Here is a 14,836-nt window from a genome sequence, read left to right as displayed (position 1 = left end):
CGGCGACCTTGGCCTGCATCAGCTGGAAGGAGCCGATGGGTTTGCCGAACTGTTTCCTGTCCCGCAGGTAGGGCAGAACCACATCCAGCGCCGCCTGCATGATCCCCAGCGGCCCGCCCGACAGAACCGCCCGCTCATAGTCCAGCCCGCTCATCAGGATCGCCGCGCCCTGACCGGGGGCCCCCATCACGTTCTCGGCCGGGACCTCGCAATCCTCGAACACCAGTTCGGCGGTGTCGGAGCCGCGCATGCCCATCTTGTCCAGCTTTCTGGAGACGCTGAAGCCCTTCATCCCCTTCTCGATCAGGAAGGCGGTCACGCCGCCGTTGCCGTCCCCGGTGCGGGCGTAGACGACCAAGGTATCGGCCGTCGGCGAGTTGGTGATCCAGAACTTGGTGCCGTTCAGGATGTAGCGATCGCCCCGCGCATCGGCCTTCGTCCGCATCGACATGACGTCGGAGCCCGAACCCGCCTCCGACATGGCGAGCGACCCCAGGTGTTCGCCCGAGATCAGCTTGGGCAGATATTTCGCCTTCTGCTCTTCATTGCCCCAGCGGCGGATCTGGTTGACGCACAGGTTGGAGTGGGCCCCGTAGCTCAGGCCGATCGAGGCCGAGGCGCGCGACACCTCCTCCATCGCCACCACGTGCTCGAGATACCCCATCCCCAGCCCGCCATACTCTTCCTCGACCGTGATGCCGTGCAGACCCAGCTCGCCCATCTCGGGCCACAGGTCGCGGGCGAAGGTGTTGGTCTCGTCGATCTCGGCGGCGCGCGGCGCCAGCCGGTCGGCCGCCCAGCGGGCCGTCGTCTCCCGGATCATGTCGGCGTTCTCGCCGAGGCCGAACTCCATGGATTGGGGCGCGAAGGGAATGCTCATGAACAGGCCTGATGCGAGAGTGTCTCGTCATCCTAGCCCGACAAACCCGCCGTCGAAATTGCGAAATTCACCCCGATCGGGGGCAAATGATGCACCGGCCGACCCATTCGGGAGGCCATGCCGACGGGATCAGTCGTCCTTGGGCTTTTCGCCGGCGTCGCTCTCGTAACGCAGGCCGAAGCTGGTGCTTCTGCCCGGATAGACGATGCCGCTGCCCAGGAAGAACGGATCATAGGCCCCGCGATAGCCGGGGCCGTACAGCAGGGCATCCGGGCCACGGCCGGGATAGCCGTATCCGTAGCCATAGCCCCAGGGGCTGTTCTTCGATTCGCTGTAGCTGAGATCGACGCGGCCAGTCTCGCCGATCGGGATCGAGACCCGGCCGCCGAAGGATGTGTAGTCGCCCGACCCGACGGCGGCGAAAACCTCGCCATGCATCTTGCGGTCGTTGGGCTGGTCCCAGGGATCGCGGCCCAGGGCATCATCGGCGAACGGCTTGGTGTTCGCCCTGCCCTGCCCGATCCAGCCGTCGATCTGCTGCGCTGTGGTCAGGCCGTGGGGCGTGATGGTCTGGCTGGAGGCCGGAGGGATTTCGCCGGCGACGGGCGCGACGGCGTCCGTGGCGACCGACTGCCGGCCTCTCGGTGCGGTCGCGACCACGGCCTCGGGATCGTTCGCGCCCGACAGGGCGGCGGCGGCGAGGATGGCGATCAACATGCGGCGAACTCCAGCGACCCAACCCAATGACTGGAGGCTACCCTAGCGAACAATGCGGCCAAGGTCAGGCGTTTCCATCTCCGCGGCGCAACGGATCGGGTAAGGGCCGGCCCTCCTCGACAAAGGTCAGGGCGACGGAGTTGATGCAGTAGCGCAAGCCGGTCGGCGGCGGGCCGTCGGGAAACACGTGGCCTTGATGGCTGCCGCAGCGGGCGCAGGTCGTCTCGGTCCGGGTCATGCCGTACGAACGATCGACGATGGCGGTGACGTGCGCCTCGTCCACGGGCTGGGTGAAGCTGGGCCAGCCGGTGCCGCTCTCGAACTTGGTCGTGGCCTTGAACAGCGGCAGGCCGCATTCGCGGCAGCAGAAGACGCCAGGACGTTTCTCACCCAGCAGCACGCCACAGAAGGGCGCCTCGGTCCCGTGGGACAAAAGCACCCGCTTTTCCTCGGCGTTCAGGTCGGCTTCCAGCGCAACCCGCTGGCCCTCCGACGGCGGGGTCAGGTCATAGCCGGAGGCGGAACGCAGCGGAGTCGGAACGGTCGATGTGTCGGTCATGGGTTCAAAATAGGAAAGGCCGGCCGAGGTTGCACCCCGACCGGCCCAAAGTTTCCGACGCGCTCAAGCAGCGCGGCTCCGCGAGCCGCGCGATAGCGCCCCTGCTTATTGCATCAGCGTCGCCACCCAGGCGCGCACCGCCGCCTCGTCCGACGGGTTACCCGCGTAGGTCAGGGCCGGCTGGGGCGTGAACGGGGTGTTGTTGGCGCGCTGACGCGAGGTCCAGGCCTTGTGGCCGAAGCTGAGGTCCGAATAGTTGGACGGCAGGCGCATCGTCGTCTGTTCGATGAAGATCGAGTCGGTCGCCGTGACCGACCCGGCCAGTCTGACGTTCGGCAGGCGCGTCAGCAGATCCAGCGTATCGAGGCAACCGCCCGAACAGCCGCTGTCGACCAGCACGACCACCGGTCCGGCGATCGGGTTGGCGGCACCGGTGTCCGGCGTGGCGGGACGGCCGGCCAGGGTGAAGCTCCGCTGCCCCGAGGCGATGGCCGCGTCAAAGGCGGCGACGATGGCCTGGGTTTCCTCGATCACCGGCGCGCTTTCCTGGACGAAGCGCGGGTCGGCCTGCATCCGGCCCAGGGTGGCGGCGTACCAGGCACGGTTGCCGGGGGTGGCGCGATAGGTGATCTCGCCGGCGGCGGGCTGGCGGCTGACGGTGAACTCGGGCGTCCAGATGCGGTTGGCCAAGCCATAGCCGCGCGCCGTCGAGGTGTAGGATTGGCCCCGCGCGCCGCGCAGATCCAGCACGAAGCCGTTGCGCAGGGCGGGCCCTTGCGCCTGGACCGCCGCGTTGAAGGCGTCCCAGCCGGCGGTGTCGGCAAACGAATGGACGTGCAGCCACGGACGGCCGTTGACCGTCTCGATGCCCAGCGGGGTCGGGCCGGGCTGATAGACGGTCGAGCGATAGGCCGCTTCCAGATCCGCGATCAGCGGCGGCTGCGGCATCAGGCGGAACTCACGCGGACGACCACGGCCACCCACCTGGAAGTTGCAGGCCCCCGGCGTGCCGGTCGTGAAGGGGTTGTTGCGGTTCCACAGCAGGAAGGGGGCGGTGTTGATCCGGCCGGCCTCACTGGTCAAGTCGCCTTCCCAGCGATCCAGCTTGTCCTGAGCCATCTGTTCGGCGGTCTTGCCGCCGCAGTCGACGAGGACGGCACCCAGGGGCGGCGTGCCGCGAACGCCGGGCTTGATATAGGTCACCACATATTTGCCGCCGCGCCAGCCGGTCGTGAAGCCCGGCCACTGGATCGCGAAATAGGGGCTCAGGCCCTCGAAGCTGGGCGTCATGGCGATGTTGGAATCGCGGAAGCCGCGCGCATAGTAGCGCATCAGATAGGCGTGGCTGTCGCCCGAGTTGACCTGGGCCACCTTGGCCAGGGAGTCGGCCAGGCCTGCGTCGATCCAGCCATTGAAGGTCTGGGCCGCGGCGCCGCCGACGACAGCCGCCGGGTGATTGGCGCGCAGCTCATCGTGCGCGGCCTGAAGATCCTGACGCGCAAAGGCCCGGAAATCCTGGGCGGTCGCGGCCCCTGCGGCCATGGCGAGCGCCGCAAAGGCGGCGGCGGCGGTAAACAGTCGATGCATGAAAGCAGGCTCCAGAGCCGGTCACGAAGGGATGAGAGGGTTAAAGCGATCCGCGCCGGACTTGCCAAGCCCGATCCCCCGCGAAGCGACCCCAGGAGCCGATTTGTCGCGAAGATCACGGCGACAAAGGGGCGTGACGGGTCAAACCGGCGGCATGGCCGGTGTCACGGGTCCGAAGATCGTGACGAACGCACCCTTCAACGCCGCATCGGCTTCGTCCATCGTGGCCAGGACCCCGAGATCGACCAGACTGGTCACCCCGTGCTCGGTGATCCCGCACGGCACGATGCCGCCAAAATGGTCGAGGTCGGGCTCCACGTTCAGGCTGATGCCGTGGAAGGTGACCCATTTCCTGACCTTCACGCCGATGGCGGCGATCTTGTCCTCGCGCGACCATCCGGCCCCTTTGCGCTCGACCCAGACCCCGACCCGGCCGTCACGCACCCCGGCCTCGACGCCGAAGGTCGCCAGGCTGTCGATCAGCCATTGTTCCAGGGCGCGCACCAGCCGGCGGACGTCGCGACCACGGGCGTTCAGGTCCAGCATCACATAGGCCACCCGCTGGCCCGGCCCGTGATAGGTATATTGTCCACCGCGCCCCGAGCGGTGGACCGGGAACCGCGCGACATCGAGCAGATCGTCGGCCTTCGCCGACACCCCACCCGAATAGAGCGGGGGATGCTCCAGCAGCCAGATCAGTTCCGACGCCTCGCCTGCCGATATCGCCGCGGCCCGCGCCTCCATGGCGGCGACGGCGTCGTCATAGCCGACGAGACCGGTCGAGACGGCCCATTCTACGGGTCGGTCGTCGTCGCGGTGTAGCCGAATTCCGGCGGGGCTTAACGGGTCGGCAAGCATGAGGACTCAATGTGGCGTCGGGGGCCCCTGCGCAAGGGCTGTCGCTTGCGCGGCCCCTTGCATGAACCGAGTACGCCTTGAGCCAGATTGACGCCGTCGATGTCGAGATTTCCGTCGTGCTGGGCCGATCGGTCCTGCCGATGTCTCAGCTGTTGAGGATGGGTCGCGGCGCGGTGATCCCGCTGGATGCCTCCGAACACGACGAGGTCTGGATCCTGGCCAACAACCACCCCGTCGCGCGCGGCGAGATCGAAATCCGCGACGACCGCATCGCGATCACCGTGACGCGGGCGGCGGACGTCTATGACTTCATGGCCGGAGCCGCCTGAACCCCCTTCCCTTCCGGCGCGACCTCCGCTATTGCCCCGCCTCCGATGCGAGCGGTCGTGGCGGAATTGGTAGACGCGCAGCGTTGAGGTCGCTGTGGGGCAACCCGTGGAAGTTCGAGTCTTCTCGACCGCACCATCAGACGCTGTGATGTTCTGATCCAACCCGGTCTGTCGGGAACCTCTTGGATCAGTCCACCGTCCAGCCCACCCCAGATTCCACCGAACGCCACCGTGTGGTTCGCACACGCGTTGTCGCCCCAAAGGCGTATGGCGATTCAGGTCGTCGAGCGGACCCCGACCGGATGCCGAAGCCAGACTTGTTCTGATCCGACGTCTTGGGATTCGATGCCGACCCGTCAAGGCACAGACAGTGATCTTGTGAGGCGTGCTGTCAGAGGCACATTGAGACTCTGCGGATCCGCTTGAGCGGCGGCTGCGCAACCCGTGTCGAACTCCCGCAAGGAAATTACGGTAGTTTTATGTTTTCTCAGGGAAACTGCCGCTGCCGATCCTTATCGAACACCCGGTCGTCAGGATCGAAAACGCGTGGTGGGGGAAGCAGGACTCGAACCTGCGAAGCTTACGCAGGGGATTTACAGTCCCCCCCCTTTGCCGCTCGGGACATTCCCCCAGCGCGTTTTCGATACCTATCGGACACCGCAACGATGATGTTTCCACCGCCGTCGTGACAAAAGCCTTCGGTATCCTGACACGCCTGAGATAGAGGGAGCGCCAGACCCGAAAGCCCAAGGGCTCCAAATCGGAGGGCGTCTTATAGTGGCGAGAAATCCAGAACGCAACGACCGGAAATCGGGCAAATCGGCGCCCTTTTCCGGCAAGGCTCCGCGCGGTGGCGACGGTCCGAAAAAGGCCGGGCCCGGCTCAGGATCGGGCGGTGGCGACCGCGGTGGCCAGGGGGGTGGGTGGAACCCCAATCCGCGCGAGAAGACCTTTGCCGAAAGCCAGCGCGCACCCCGGCCGCAACGTGCGGGGCCGGACGCCGACAACTTCCTGTGGGGCCGCCATCCGGTGGTGGCGGCGCTGGCCAACCCGGCGCGCAAGGGCATGGGTCGCCTGCTGGCCACGGCCGATCGCGCGACCGAGATCGAACGAGACGGACTGGCCCTGCACGGTCACAAGGTCGAGGTCATGGACGCCCAGCTGCTGGACCGGATGCTTCCGGCCGGGGCCGTGCATCAGGGCATGGTGTTCAAGGTGGCGGCGCTGGAAGGGGTGTCGCTGGACGACATCGCCGATCCGGCCGAGGGAATCATCGTCATGCTGGATCAGCTGACCGACCCCCAGAACGTCGGAGCCATCTTCCGCTCGGCGCTCGCGTTCGGCGCACGCGGCATCGTGGTTCAGGATCGGCACTCGCCTGCGCTGGCCGGAGCCCTCGCCAAGGCCTCTGCCGGGGCGACCGAGCGGTTGGCCTGCGCACGGGTGACCAACCTGTCGCGTGCGCTGGAACGGCTGGCGGACCTGGGCTGGCGCGCCGTAGGGCTGGACGGATCATCCGAGGAGACGCTGGAGACCGCGCTGGACGACCGCCCGACGGTGCTGGTCATGGGCTCCGAAGGCGACGGCATCCGCAGGCTGGTCGCCGAACACTGCGACGTGCTGGCCAAGATCCCGATGCCCGGCGGTTTCGAGAGCCTGAACGTGTCCAATGCGGCGGCCGTCGCCCTGTACGAGGCCACCCGCAAGCAGCGCGGCTGACACCCTATCCTCCCCGTCGGCGCACCGACGGGAGGAGACTTGGCGCATCGACGCCCAGCCGCTAGAGAGCCGCGATGGAATTTCTCTCGTCCCCCGAACTCGCCAGCCAGTTGTCGGCTCTCGGCAAGGTGCTCGCCATCGATCTGGTCCTGGCCGGCGACAATGCCGTCGCTGTCGGCCTGGCCGCAGCCGCCCTGCCCCAGGAGCTGCGCCGCAAGGCCATCCTGATCGGCCTGGCCGCCGCCGTGGTGCTGCGGATCGTGTTCGCCCTGGTCACCGTGCAGCTTCTGGCCATCATCGGCCTGCTGATCGCGGGCGGCGTGCTGCTGCTGTGGGTGTGCTGGAAGATGTGGCGCGAGCTTCAGGAAGCGCGCACCCACGACCAGGCCGAGGCGGAAGCCGAACTCGAGCTGGCCCTGGCCATAGAGCACGGCAAGGGGCCGTCCCCTGAGGAAATGGGCCTGAAGCGCAAGACCTTCGGCGCGGCCCTGGTCCAGATCCTGATCGCCGACGTGACCATGTCGCTGGACAATGTGCTGGCCGTCGCGGGCGCCGCGCATGACCATCCTTGGATCATGGTGTTCGGCCTGGTGCTGTCGATCGGCCTGATGGGCGTGGCGGCGACCTACATCGCCAAGCTGCTGAGCAAGTACCGCTGGATCGGCTATGTCGGTCTGGTCATCGTGCTGTACGTCGCCGTGCACATGATCTGGGACGGCTATCGCTCCACCGTGGTGCGGGCCCTCGCCGTGCAGTCGCACAATGCGAGCGCCCCGGCCTTCCTCGATATCTCGGCCGAAGAGGTCCAGAAATCCTGCCGGCCCGAGGTGGGCGAAAAGCTGACGATCTGTCTGGCTCAGAAGGCGATCGCCAAGCCGTAATCCTGTCCCGGGGGGGAAGACCATGAGCCATTTCCGACTGATCGCCGTCGCCTGTCTGTTGGTCGCGGCCTGTGACGAGCCCGCGCCGGAACCGGCTTCGGTGCCCGAGGTCGCGCCCCCTGTTGTAACCACCCCGGAACCGGCTCCGACACCCGCTGTCCTGACCGACCTCGCGGAGACCGATCCCGCCCGCGCCCCGATCGTGGCGGCGCTGGATGCGGCGGTGGCGCGATCGCTGGGCGTACCGGCCAGGGTCAATGTCGAGATCGCGCGGGCCGAGGGCGACTGGGCCTATGTCTCGGGCCCCGCCGTGGCGGCGGACGGCGCCGAGCTCGACCTGTCGAAGACCAACATGGCGCGGGCGGCCGAGGAAGGCATGATGGACGGGACCACCGTCGTCGCCTTGCTGAAGCGCACCGCCGGGGTCTGGGCCATTGCGGAAATGGCCGTGGGACCCACCGACGTCCCCGCCGTCGCCTGGCCCCGGCAGTACGGCGTCAGCCCGGCCCTCGTCGGCATGGAAGAGGCCGAAGGCGGCGACCTTTAAGCCGCCTCCGCCCCGCCAAACCGCTCGGTCCATTCGGCGACCTGCGCGTCCTCGATCTTCTTGAACAGCACCTCGGCGGCCTGGACCGGCCGGCCGACCGGCAGGGCCTGCGTCCAGTCCTCGCCCGGCGCGGGCCATGACAGGTCGGTCGCGCCGACGCTCGCCGCGATCTTCACCGCCGAGAACGGCATCACCGGCGCCGCCAACCGCCCGAACAGGGCGACGAGGTTCAGCCCCATCCGCACCCCCACCGCCGCCTGCGCCGGATCGGTCTTGAACGCGGTCCAGGGCGCGGCGACCTGCAGATATTCGTTGCCCAGAACCCAGACGGCACGGATGGCCTGACAGGCCTTCCTGAACTCCATGGCCTCCAAGGCGGCGGTCGCTTCGGCCAGCCCCGCCTCGACATCGGCTATCAGCTTAGCCTCGACCGGGCCGGGCTCACCGCCATCCGGCAAGACCCCGCCGAACTTGGATTCCGTGAACTTGACGATCCGGTTGACGAAATTGCCCAGGACGTCAGCCAGGTCCTTGTTCGTCGTCGACTGGAACTGTTCCCAGGTGAAGGCCGCGTCCGACCCCTCGGGTCCATAGGCCGTCAGGTGCCAGCGCCAGTAGTCGGCGGGCAGCAGCTCCAGCGCCTGATCCATGAAGACCCCGCGCTTGCCGGACGTCGAGAACTTGCCGCCGTACCAGTTCAGCCAGTTGAAGGCCTTGAGCTGATCCACCGTCTTCCACGGCTCGCCCGAACCGATGATGGTGGCCGGGAAGCTGACGGTGTGGAAGGCGACGTTGTCCTTGCCCATGAACTGGACGTAGCGGACGTCGTCCGCGCCCTCGTCGGTCCGCCACCAGTCGCGCCAGGTCCCCCCATTGGCCTCGGCCCATTCCTCGGTCGCGCCGATGTATTCGATCGGGGCGTCGAACCAGACGTAGAAGACCTTGCCCTCCATGCCCGGTCGCGGCCCGCCGTCGGGGCCCACGACCGGCACGCCCCAGGCCAGGTCGCGGGTGATGCCCCGGTCGATCAGGCCTTCGTCCAGATGCTTGTAGGCGATCGACTTGGCCAGGGGCTGCCAGCCGGTCTTGCCGTCGACCCAGGCCCGGATCTGGGGCTCGATCTTCGTCTGCAAGAGATACAGGTGTCGCGTATCGCGCACCTCGATGTTCCGGCTGCCGGAGACCGATGAATAGGGATCGATCAGGTCGGTCGGGTCCAGCAACCGCCCGCAGTTGTCACACTGATCCCCGCGCGCCTTGGGATAGGCGCAGTGCGGGCACGTCCCCTCGACATAGCGGTCGGGCAGGAACCGCGCGTCATCGACCGAATAGACCATCTGGTCCACCCGCTCCTCGATCAGGCCGTTGGCCTCCAGCGCGTGCGCGAAATGCTGGGTCAGGCGGTGGTTCGGCGCATTCGACGACCGGCCGAACCAGTCATAGCTCAGGCCGAACGCCTCGCCCGCCGCCTTCTGGATCTGGTGCTGTTCGTCGCAATAGGTGCGCACGTCCTGGCCGGCGGCGGCAGCGGCCAGCTCGGCCGGCGTGCCATGCTCGTCGGTGGCGCAGATATACAGGACCTCATGGCCCTGCCCCCGCTTGAACCGCGCCCAGACGTCGGCCGGCAGCATCGATCCGGCCAGATTGCCCAGATGCTTGATGCCGTTGATGTACGGCAGGGCCGAGGTGATCAGGATGCGGGCCATGGGAATCCGGAAGCGAAGGGAGCGGACGCATATAGAGCGGGTGGCCGGTTGCTCAAAATGCTGATGGGTGGGATGGGCGGATTGCGGCTGTGCGGCCTTGCTCGAAAGTAAGAACTTGCGGTGTCACAGAAGCAGGATCAGCAGACATGCAGGTGTTAACACCTTGTGGTAGTTAGAGCATTTAGGGGCGCACCCCACGGAGCACAGTATGAGAGCAACAGTCCGCACAATCAGCGTTGTCGGGGCGGTGATCACTGCCGCTCTTGTGGCGACGTCGGCAAGCTCACAGATTGATCAACAGGCGGCACGTCCGGAGTACGCGGAGCCACGGGTCTACTCCGCTGCAGAAGCCGTCCGTGACGTAAACGAAGCTGGGCCGTCGGGTCTTCCCGGCCAGTTCGCCTTCGTCGTCAAGGGCGGTGGACGAGATGGTGAACGTGTTTTCCTTAATTCTGCTCTCGACTATCGAGATGTCGATACGCTGACGGTCGCGTTGAGCGGGCCTGTCGCCTCCTCCGTGGCGAACCAACTTGAAGGTCCGCCAGAGCGTCGCCTTATCGGCAGGACTATCGTGGTCAATGGCGTCGCCCGTCGTGTTCGCATCAATGTCTTGGCAAATGGCCAACCTACCGGTCAGTTCTATTTTCAAACCCACGTCACCGTTGTCCACGCTGATCAGATTTTCGTTGTCCCCGGCGCGGCTCTCCCGCTCACAGTAAGTCGGTGAGGCAGAATGTCTGACTTGCGGTGACCAGCCTATGGTTCCTCCACGGGTCGCTATCGGTCATCTCCCCACTTTCGTCATTCCGGGCGCCGCGCAGCGGAGACCCGGAACCAAGCGGCGGCTTAGCCAAGCGAAGGCGACCCGAAGGGCGGCGCGTAGCGCCAAATGCTGGATACAGATGCGTTCGTGACAGGTTCGCGCTTTCGCGCGCCGCCTCGTTCCGGATCTACGGCTCGCTGCGCTCGCCTTCGCCCGAAATGACGGAAGCAGAAGGAGGCCCCGTTAAGCCTGCGCGAACAGCAGCCGACCCTCGCCCATCCGCTCGCGCAGGGCCGGCAGGTCGGTGTGGGCCACAGAGAAACACCCGTACGACCGCCCCAGCTTGCCTTCGCGGGCCAGGAAGTCGGGGTCGGCGTAGTCGGCGCCGTGGATGATGATGGCCCGCTCGCGGGCCATGTTGTTGGAATATTCCAGCCCGTCCAGCAGGACATTGGGCCCCTGTTGCGAGCCCCAGCCCGCGCCGGCGGTCGAATAGGCGCCGACCGAGGACATGAAGCTTTCGGGGGTGTTGGAGAAGGTGCGGGCGTATCCCGAATGCTCCGGGTCCGAGCCCCGGCCGTGGCAGGTGCGGAAGGCCGTGACCTGACCCGAATACAGATCGACCTCGTAGAACCGCTCTTCGCCCGAGAATTTCTGGAAATCGACCAGATACATCCGGTCGCGCAGGGGAATGCGGCGGTGATGCACGTCCAGCGCCTGCATGGCGCGCTGCATCAGTTCGGGGCGGACCCGGCGATAGGGATCCAGCGGCGGCGGGGCGGCGCGCTCATAGACGATGCGCGGCGCGGGCGGGGCGACGGGCGCGGGAACCGGAACAGCCTGGGCGAGTTGAACCGGAGCCTGAACGGCTTGATTGGTGGCACAGCCGGCGAGCATCGCCGAACCGCCCAACACAAGTCCTCGCCTTGATAGCCGCATGCGACGCCCCTCGCGCGGTTGATCCAAGTGGCTGTTTGTCACCGAAGATCAGGTTTTACACAACCTGCGCCTTGGCGCGCGGCCCTTCCCATCTATGGTGAAATCCGGGTTTCGGGAGAAAATGATGATCAAGCTTAACGTGGCGGTGCCGGCATTGTGGCTGGTTCTGGCGACAGGGGTGGCCGCGCAAACGCCCGCCTCGCCGACGGTTTCACCCGATGCGGGAACGACGTTCGTGCAAGTGGGGCGACTTCTGGCCGACCCCGCGACGGGTGTTGTGCAGCGCGATAAAACTCTCGTGATCGCCGGCAACCGCATCGTCGAAATCCGCGACGGCTTCGTCGGACAGGGCAATGTCGTCGATCTGAGGGACGATTTCGTCCTGCCCGGCCTGATCGACAGCCACGTCCACCTGACCAGCCAGCAGAACCCTAACGGCCGTCTGGAAGAGGTCACCCAGTCGAACGCCGAACAGGCGATGGTCGGGGCCGGCTATGCCCGCAAGACCCTGATGGCCGGCTTCACCACCGTGGCGGACCTGGGCGCGTCCAACGAGGCCATCTTCGCCCTGCGTGACGCGGTCCGGCGCGGCGACGTGGCCGGTCCCCGCATCATCGCCGCCGGATCGTCCGTCTCGATCCACGGCGGTCATGGAGACATCAACGGCTTCCGCGAAGACGTCATGCATCTCTTGTCGCCCGAAAGCGTCTGCTCCGGAGCCGACGACTGCATGCGTGCGGTCCGGCTTCAGGTCCGTTCGGGCGCCGACATCATCAAGATCACCGCGACCGGCGGCGTCCTGTCCAACACCGCCGCGGGCCTGTCACAGCAGTTCTCCGACGAGGAACTGGCCGCCATCGTCGGCGCCGCGCACCGCATGGGCCGACAGGTGACCGCCCACGCCCACGGCGTCGACGGCATCAACGCGTTCCTGCGGGCCGGCGGCGACTCGATTGAGCACGGTACCTATCTGGACGACGAATCGATCCGCCTGTTCCGGCGCGAAGGGACGTATCTGGTGCCCACCCTGCTGGCCGGCGACTTCGTGGCCCGGATCGCCTCGGGGCCGACCAATTTCTTCACCCCGGCCCAGACCGCCAAGGCGCTCGAAGCTGGGCCAAAGATGCTGGACATGGCCCGCCGCGCCCATGACGGCGGCGTCCGCATCGCCTTCGGCACCGACACCGGCGTCTCGGCGCACGGCGACAACGCCCAGGAATTCGCCCTTCTGGTCCGCGCCGGAATGACCCCGCTTGAGGCCATCCAGTCCGCCACCGTCGGGGCGGCGGCACACCTGAGGATTTCGGATCAGGCCGGCCGCATCGCCGTCGGAATGCCCGCCGACATCGTCGCCGTGTCGGGTGACCCGCTCAGCGACGTCACCGCGCTGGAAGACATGGACTTCGTGATGAAGGGCGGCGTCGTCTACCTTGATGAGTGACGCGGACTAGACCCGGGATCTGCACACGGGCAACGACGCGATTTAGGGTCTGTACTCAGTTTCACCGGCTCGAATTTTCGTCATCCTCGGGCTCGTCCCGAGGATCCGGAAACGCCGTCGTCAGCCATGACTGGAGCTGCCGACGTCTTGTATCAAAAACACCGCCTCATGGCACCAGCGTGAGTCTGGATCCTCGGGACGAGCCCGAGGATGACGAACGAGATGATGCCTATAAAACTCTAGATCTTTTGGTAGGAATTATTTCTTCTTCGACCCTTGAATAGATGCCTGCCCTCCCCACCTGTGCTGTCGAGTTTTCACGTCCTGACGCCAGGTGCCCGCGTCCGCTTGCCAAGGGAGATTTCCGATAATGTGGCGGGCGCCGCCACGCCGATCCGGTAACCTGTTGATTTCGCAGCGTTCGACTTGCGACCCAATGGCGGTTTGGCGGTTTGGCGGCCTGTTTCTGGACCGCCAGCCGCCACGGGGTCGGCTCCGGCGAAGGGCGGCCGGTCGCTCCCGGCCGTGCCTCAGCCGATCCGCCGCGCGACCCGCACGAACCGCCCGGTCAGCAGGACCGACGATACCAGACTGGCGATGATCACCGCCCAGACCAGGCCGTCCACGCCCAGCCTGTGCCCCAGCACCCAGCCCAGCGGCATCATCACCAGGGTATAGGCCCCGAAATGCATGATCGTGGGCCACCAGACATCGCCCGCCGCCCGGTTGGCCGAGGCCGACACCACCTGGATCCCGTCCGCCACGAAGAACAGCGTCGCCAGCACCAGCGCCGGGGTCACCACCGCCAGCAGCAGCGGATCGCGATTATAGGCGCTGGCCACCCACGGAGCCGTCGCCCACAGTCCCAGCGCGACCAGCACCGTCAACAGGCTGACAACGCCCAGTCCGACCAGCCCGGCCCGCAGCACGCCCGGCCCGTCCCCTGCCCCGTAAGCCCGCCCGACCAGCACCGCCGTCGCCGCCGACATCCCCATGGGCACCATGAAGACGATCGCCGACACATTCAGCACGATGGCCCAGGCCGAGGTCTCGATCGCCCCCAGCTGGCCCGCGATGAAGGTCATGGCCGCGAACGCCCCGACCTCGATGAAATAGCTCGATCCGGCTCCGTATCCGACCTTCCTCTGCTCACGCTCGGCGGCGATATCGCCTACCGGTTTGGCAAACACCCCCAACGCCCGCGCCTCGGGCAGCCGCACGATATAGACCACCAGGAACACCGCCAGCGACGTCCGCGCCGCAAACGTCGCCCAGGCCGAGGCCGCCGCTCCGTCGATCCCGAGCCCCAGCACATCCGGCACCAGCAACAGGTTGAGCGCCAGATTGACCCCGTTGGCGATCCACATCGCCCACATCCCCGGCTTGGGCTTGTGCAGGGCCTCCAAGAAGAACTGCGCCGCCACACTGACCAGATAGCCGGGCATCGACAGGGCGAAGATGCGCAGGGCCGGCGAAGACCCCTCAGCGAGACCATCCGCCAGCCCCGCGTGCCTCAGCCCCAGCGGCCCCAGCAGCCACAGCACGATCATCGCCCCGACGCCGAGTTGCAGCGAATAGACCAGGCCCCGCCTCAGCACCGCCCCGACCTCGGCCCGACGCCCCTCGCCCAGCATCCGGGCGGTCATCACCTGCACCCCCATCATCAGGCCGACCGCCGTGGTCACGACGATGCTCATGGGGGCCAGGGCCAGGGACGAATAGGCCAGCTCCTCGCTGGACCAGTTTCCGACCACGATCACGTCGGTCAGCCCCATGGTCATGATCCCCAGCCGCGCCAGGATCACCGGCCAAGCGAGATGCAGCAGGTCTTTCGTCGCGGATCGTGTAGCGGGGCTCAACATGGGACGCGGGAGGGACCACGGGCGGGGCTGCGGGTCAACCGTCTCCCT

General features: G+C 66.8%; 14 protein-coding genes and 2 tRNA genes. 7 read left to right on the top strand and 9 right to left on the bottom strand.

What is annotated here, in order from left to right:
• From JHC99_RS12270 to lipB, 5 genes are all read right to left on the bottom strand, one after another.
• The coding region (locus JHC99_RS12270) for an acyl-CoA dehydrogenase family protein (RefSeq protein ID WP_292154611.1) at nucleotides 1-880 on the bottom strand (880 nt) is incomplete at its 3' end.
• Nucleotides 881-1,009: 129 nt separating this feature from the next.
• Entirely contained in the window at nucleotides 1,010-1,597 is a 588-nt protein-coding gene (locus JHC99_RS12265) for a hypothetical protein (RefSeq protein ID WP_292154610.1), read from the bottom strand.
• Nucleotides 1,598-1,661: 64 nt separating this feature from the next.
• On the bottom strand, nucleotides 1,662-2,156 hold the full coding sequence (msrB, locus tag JHC99_RS12260) for a peptide-methionine (R)-S-oxide reductase MsrB (RefSeq protein ID WP_292154608.1): 495 nt from the start codon (nucleotides 2,154-2,156) through the stop codon (nucleotides 1,662-1,664).
• A gap of 105 nt (nucleotides 2,157-2,261) precedes the next feature.
• A complete protein-coding gene (locus JHC99_RS12255; RefSeq protein ID WP_292154606.1) occupies nucleotides 2,262-3,743 on the bottom strand; it encodes a hypothetical protein in 1,482 nt (493 codons plus the stop codon).
• A 141-nt stretch (nucleotides 3,744-3,884) separates the two neighbouring features.
• The gene (gene lipB, locus JHC99_RS12250; RefSeq protein ID WP_292154604.1) at nucleotides 3,885-4,601 is read right to left on the bottom strand and encodes a lipoyl(octanoyl) transferase LipB; all 717 of its coding nucleotides are present in this window, start codon (nucleotides 4,599-4,601) and stop codon (nucleotides 3,885-3,887) included.
• 77 nt (nucleotides 4,602-4,678) lie between these two features.
• Here lipB and JHC99_RS12245 point away from each other — a divergent pair, with 77 nt between their 5' ends.
• Together JHC99_RS12245 and JHC99_RS12240 are read left to right on the top strand one after the other, a co-directional pair.
• Entirely contained in the window at nucleotides 4,679-4,930 is a 252-nt protein-coding gene (locus tag JHC99_RS12245; RefSeq protein WP_271144734.1) for a FliM/FliN family flagellar motor switch protein, read from the top strand.
• Between the two features lie 51 nt (nucleotides 4,931-4,981).
• Nucleotides 4,982-5,066 (top strand) — tRNA-Leu (locus JHC99_RS12240).
• A 411-nt stretch (nucleotides 5,067-5,477) separates the two neighbouring features.
• Here JHC99_RS12240 and JHC99_RS12235 read toward each other — a convergent pair.
• Nucleotides 5,478-5,561: transfer RNA gene (locus JHC99_RS12235), tRNA-Tyr, on the bottom strand.
• A gap of 146 nt (nucleotides 5,562-5,707) precedes the next feature.
• Between JHC99_RS12235 and rlmB the strand changes: the two genes are divergently transcribed.
• The 3 genes from rlmB to JHC99_RS12220 all read left to right on the top strand — a co-directional run bounded on the left by rlmB (nucleotide 5,708) and on the right by JHC99_RS12220 (nucleotide 8,077).
• The gene (rlmB, locus tag JHC99_RS12230; RefSeq protein ID WP_292154601.1) at nucleotides 5,708-6,649 is read left to right on the top strand and encodes a 23S rRNA (guanosine(2251)-2'-O)-methyltransferase RlmB; all 942 of its coding nucleotides are present in this window, start codon (nucleotides 5,708-5,710) and stop codon (nucleotides 6,647-6,649) included.
• A gap of 74 nt (nucleotides 6,650-6,723) precedes the next feature.
• Nucleotides 6,724-7,530 carry a TerC family protein gene (locus JHC99_RS12225; RefSeq protein WP_292154599.1) on the top strand — a complete coding sequence of 269 codons (807 nt, stop codon included), beginning with the start codon at nucleotides 6,724-6,726 and terminating at the stop codon, nucleotides 7,528-7,530.
• Nucleotides 7,531-7,552: 22 nt separating this feature from the next.
• The gene (locus JHC99_RS12220; RefSeq protein WP_292154597.1) at nucleotides 7,553-8,077 is read left to right on the top strand and encodes a hypothetical protein; all 525 of its coding nucleotides are present in this window, start codon (nucleotides 7,553-7,555) and stop codon (nucleotides 8,075-8,077) included.
• Here the strand turns inward: JHC99_RS12220 and metG are convergent.
• Entirely contained in the window at nucleotides 8,074-9,783 is a 1,710-nt protein-coding gene (gene metG / locus JHC99_RS12215; RefSeq protein WP_292154595.1) for a methionine--tRNA ligase, read from the bottom strand. The genes JHC99_RS12220 and metG overlap by 4 nt on opposite strands.
• Before the next feature lie 208 nt (nucleotides 9,784-9,991).
• On the opposite strand from metG, the gene JHC99_RS12210 reads away from it, so the two are divergent.
• Entirely contained in the window at nucleotides 9,992-10,510 is a 519-nt protein-coding gene (locus JHC99_RS12210) for a hypothetical protein (RefSeq protein WP_292154593.1), read from the top strand.
• A 279-nt stretch (nucleotides 10,511-10,789) separates the two neighbouring features.
• On the opposite strand, the gene JHC99_RS12205 is transcribed toward JHC99_RS12210, so the two are convergent.
• On the bottom strand, nucleotides 10,790-11,461 hold the full coding sequence (locus JHC99_RS12205; protein WP_292154590.1) for a murein L,D-transpeptidase catalytic domain-containing protein: 672 nt from the start codon (nucleotides 11,459-11,461) through the stop codon (nucleotides 10,790-10,792).
• Between the two features lie 148 nt (nucleotides 11,462-11,609).
• Here JHC99_RS12205 and JHC99_RS12200 point away from each other — a divergent pair, with 148 nt between their 5' ends.
• On the top strand, nucleotides 11,610-12,926 hold the full coding sequence (locus JHC99_RS12200) for an amidohydrolase family protein (RefSeq protein WP_292154588.1): 1,317 nt from the start codon (nucleotides 11,610-11,612) through the stop codon (nucleotides 12,924-12,926).
• A 530-nt stretch (nucleotides 12,927-13,456) separates the two neighbouring features.
• Here JHC99_RS12200 and JHC99_RS12195 read toward each other — a convergent pair.
• Entirely contained in the window at nucleotides 13,457-14,785 is a 1,329-nt protein-coding gene (locus JHC99_RS12195) for an MATE family efflux transporter (protein WP_292154586.1), read from the bottom strand.
• Nucleotides 14,786-14,836: the final 51 nt, after the last annotated feature.

Source organism: Brevundimonas sp., from assembly GCF_016463485.1.
GTDB lineage: Bacteria > Pseudomonadota > Alphaproteobacteria > Caulobacterales > Caulobacteraceae > Brevundimonas.
Note: the sequence above shows the minus strand (reverse complement) of the source record. Positions and strands in the feature narration are given on the sequence as shown.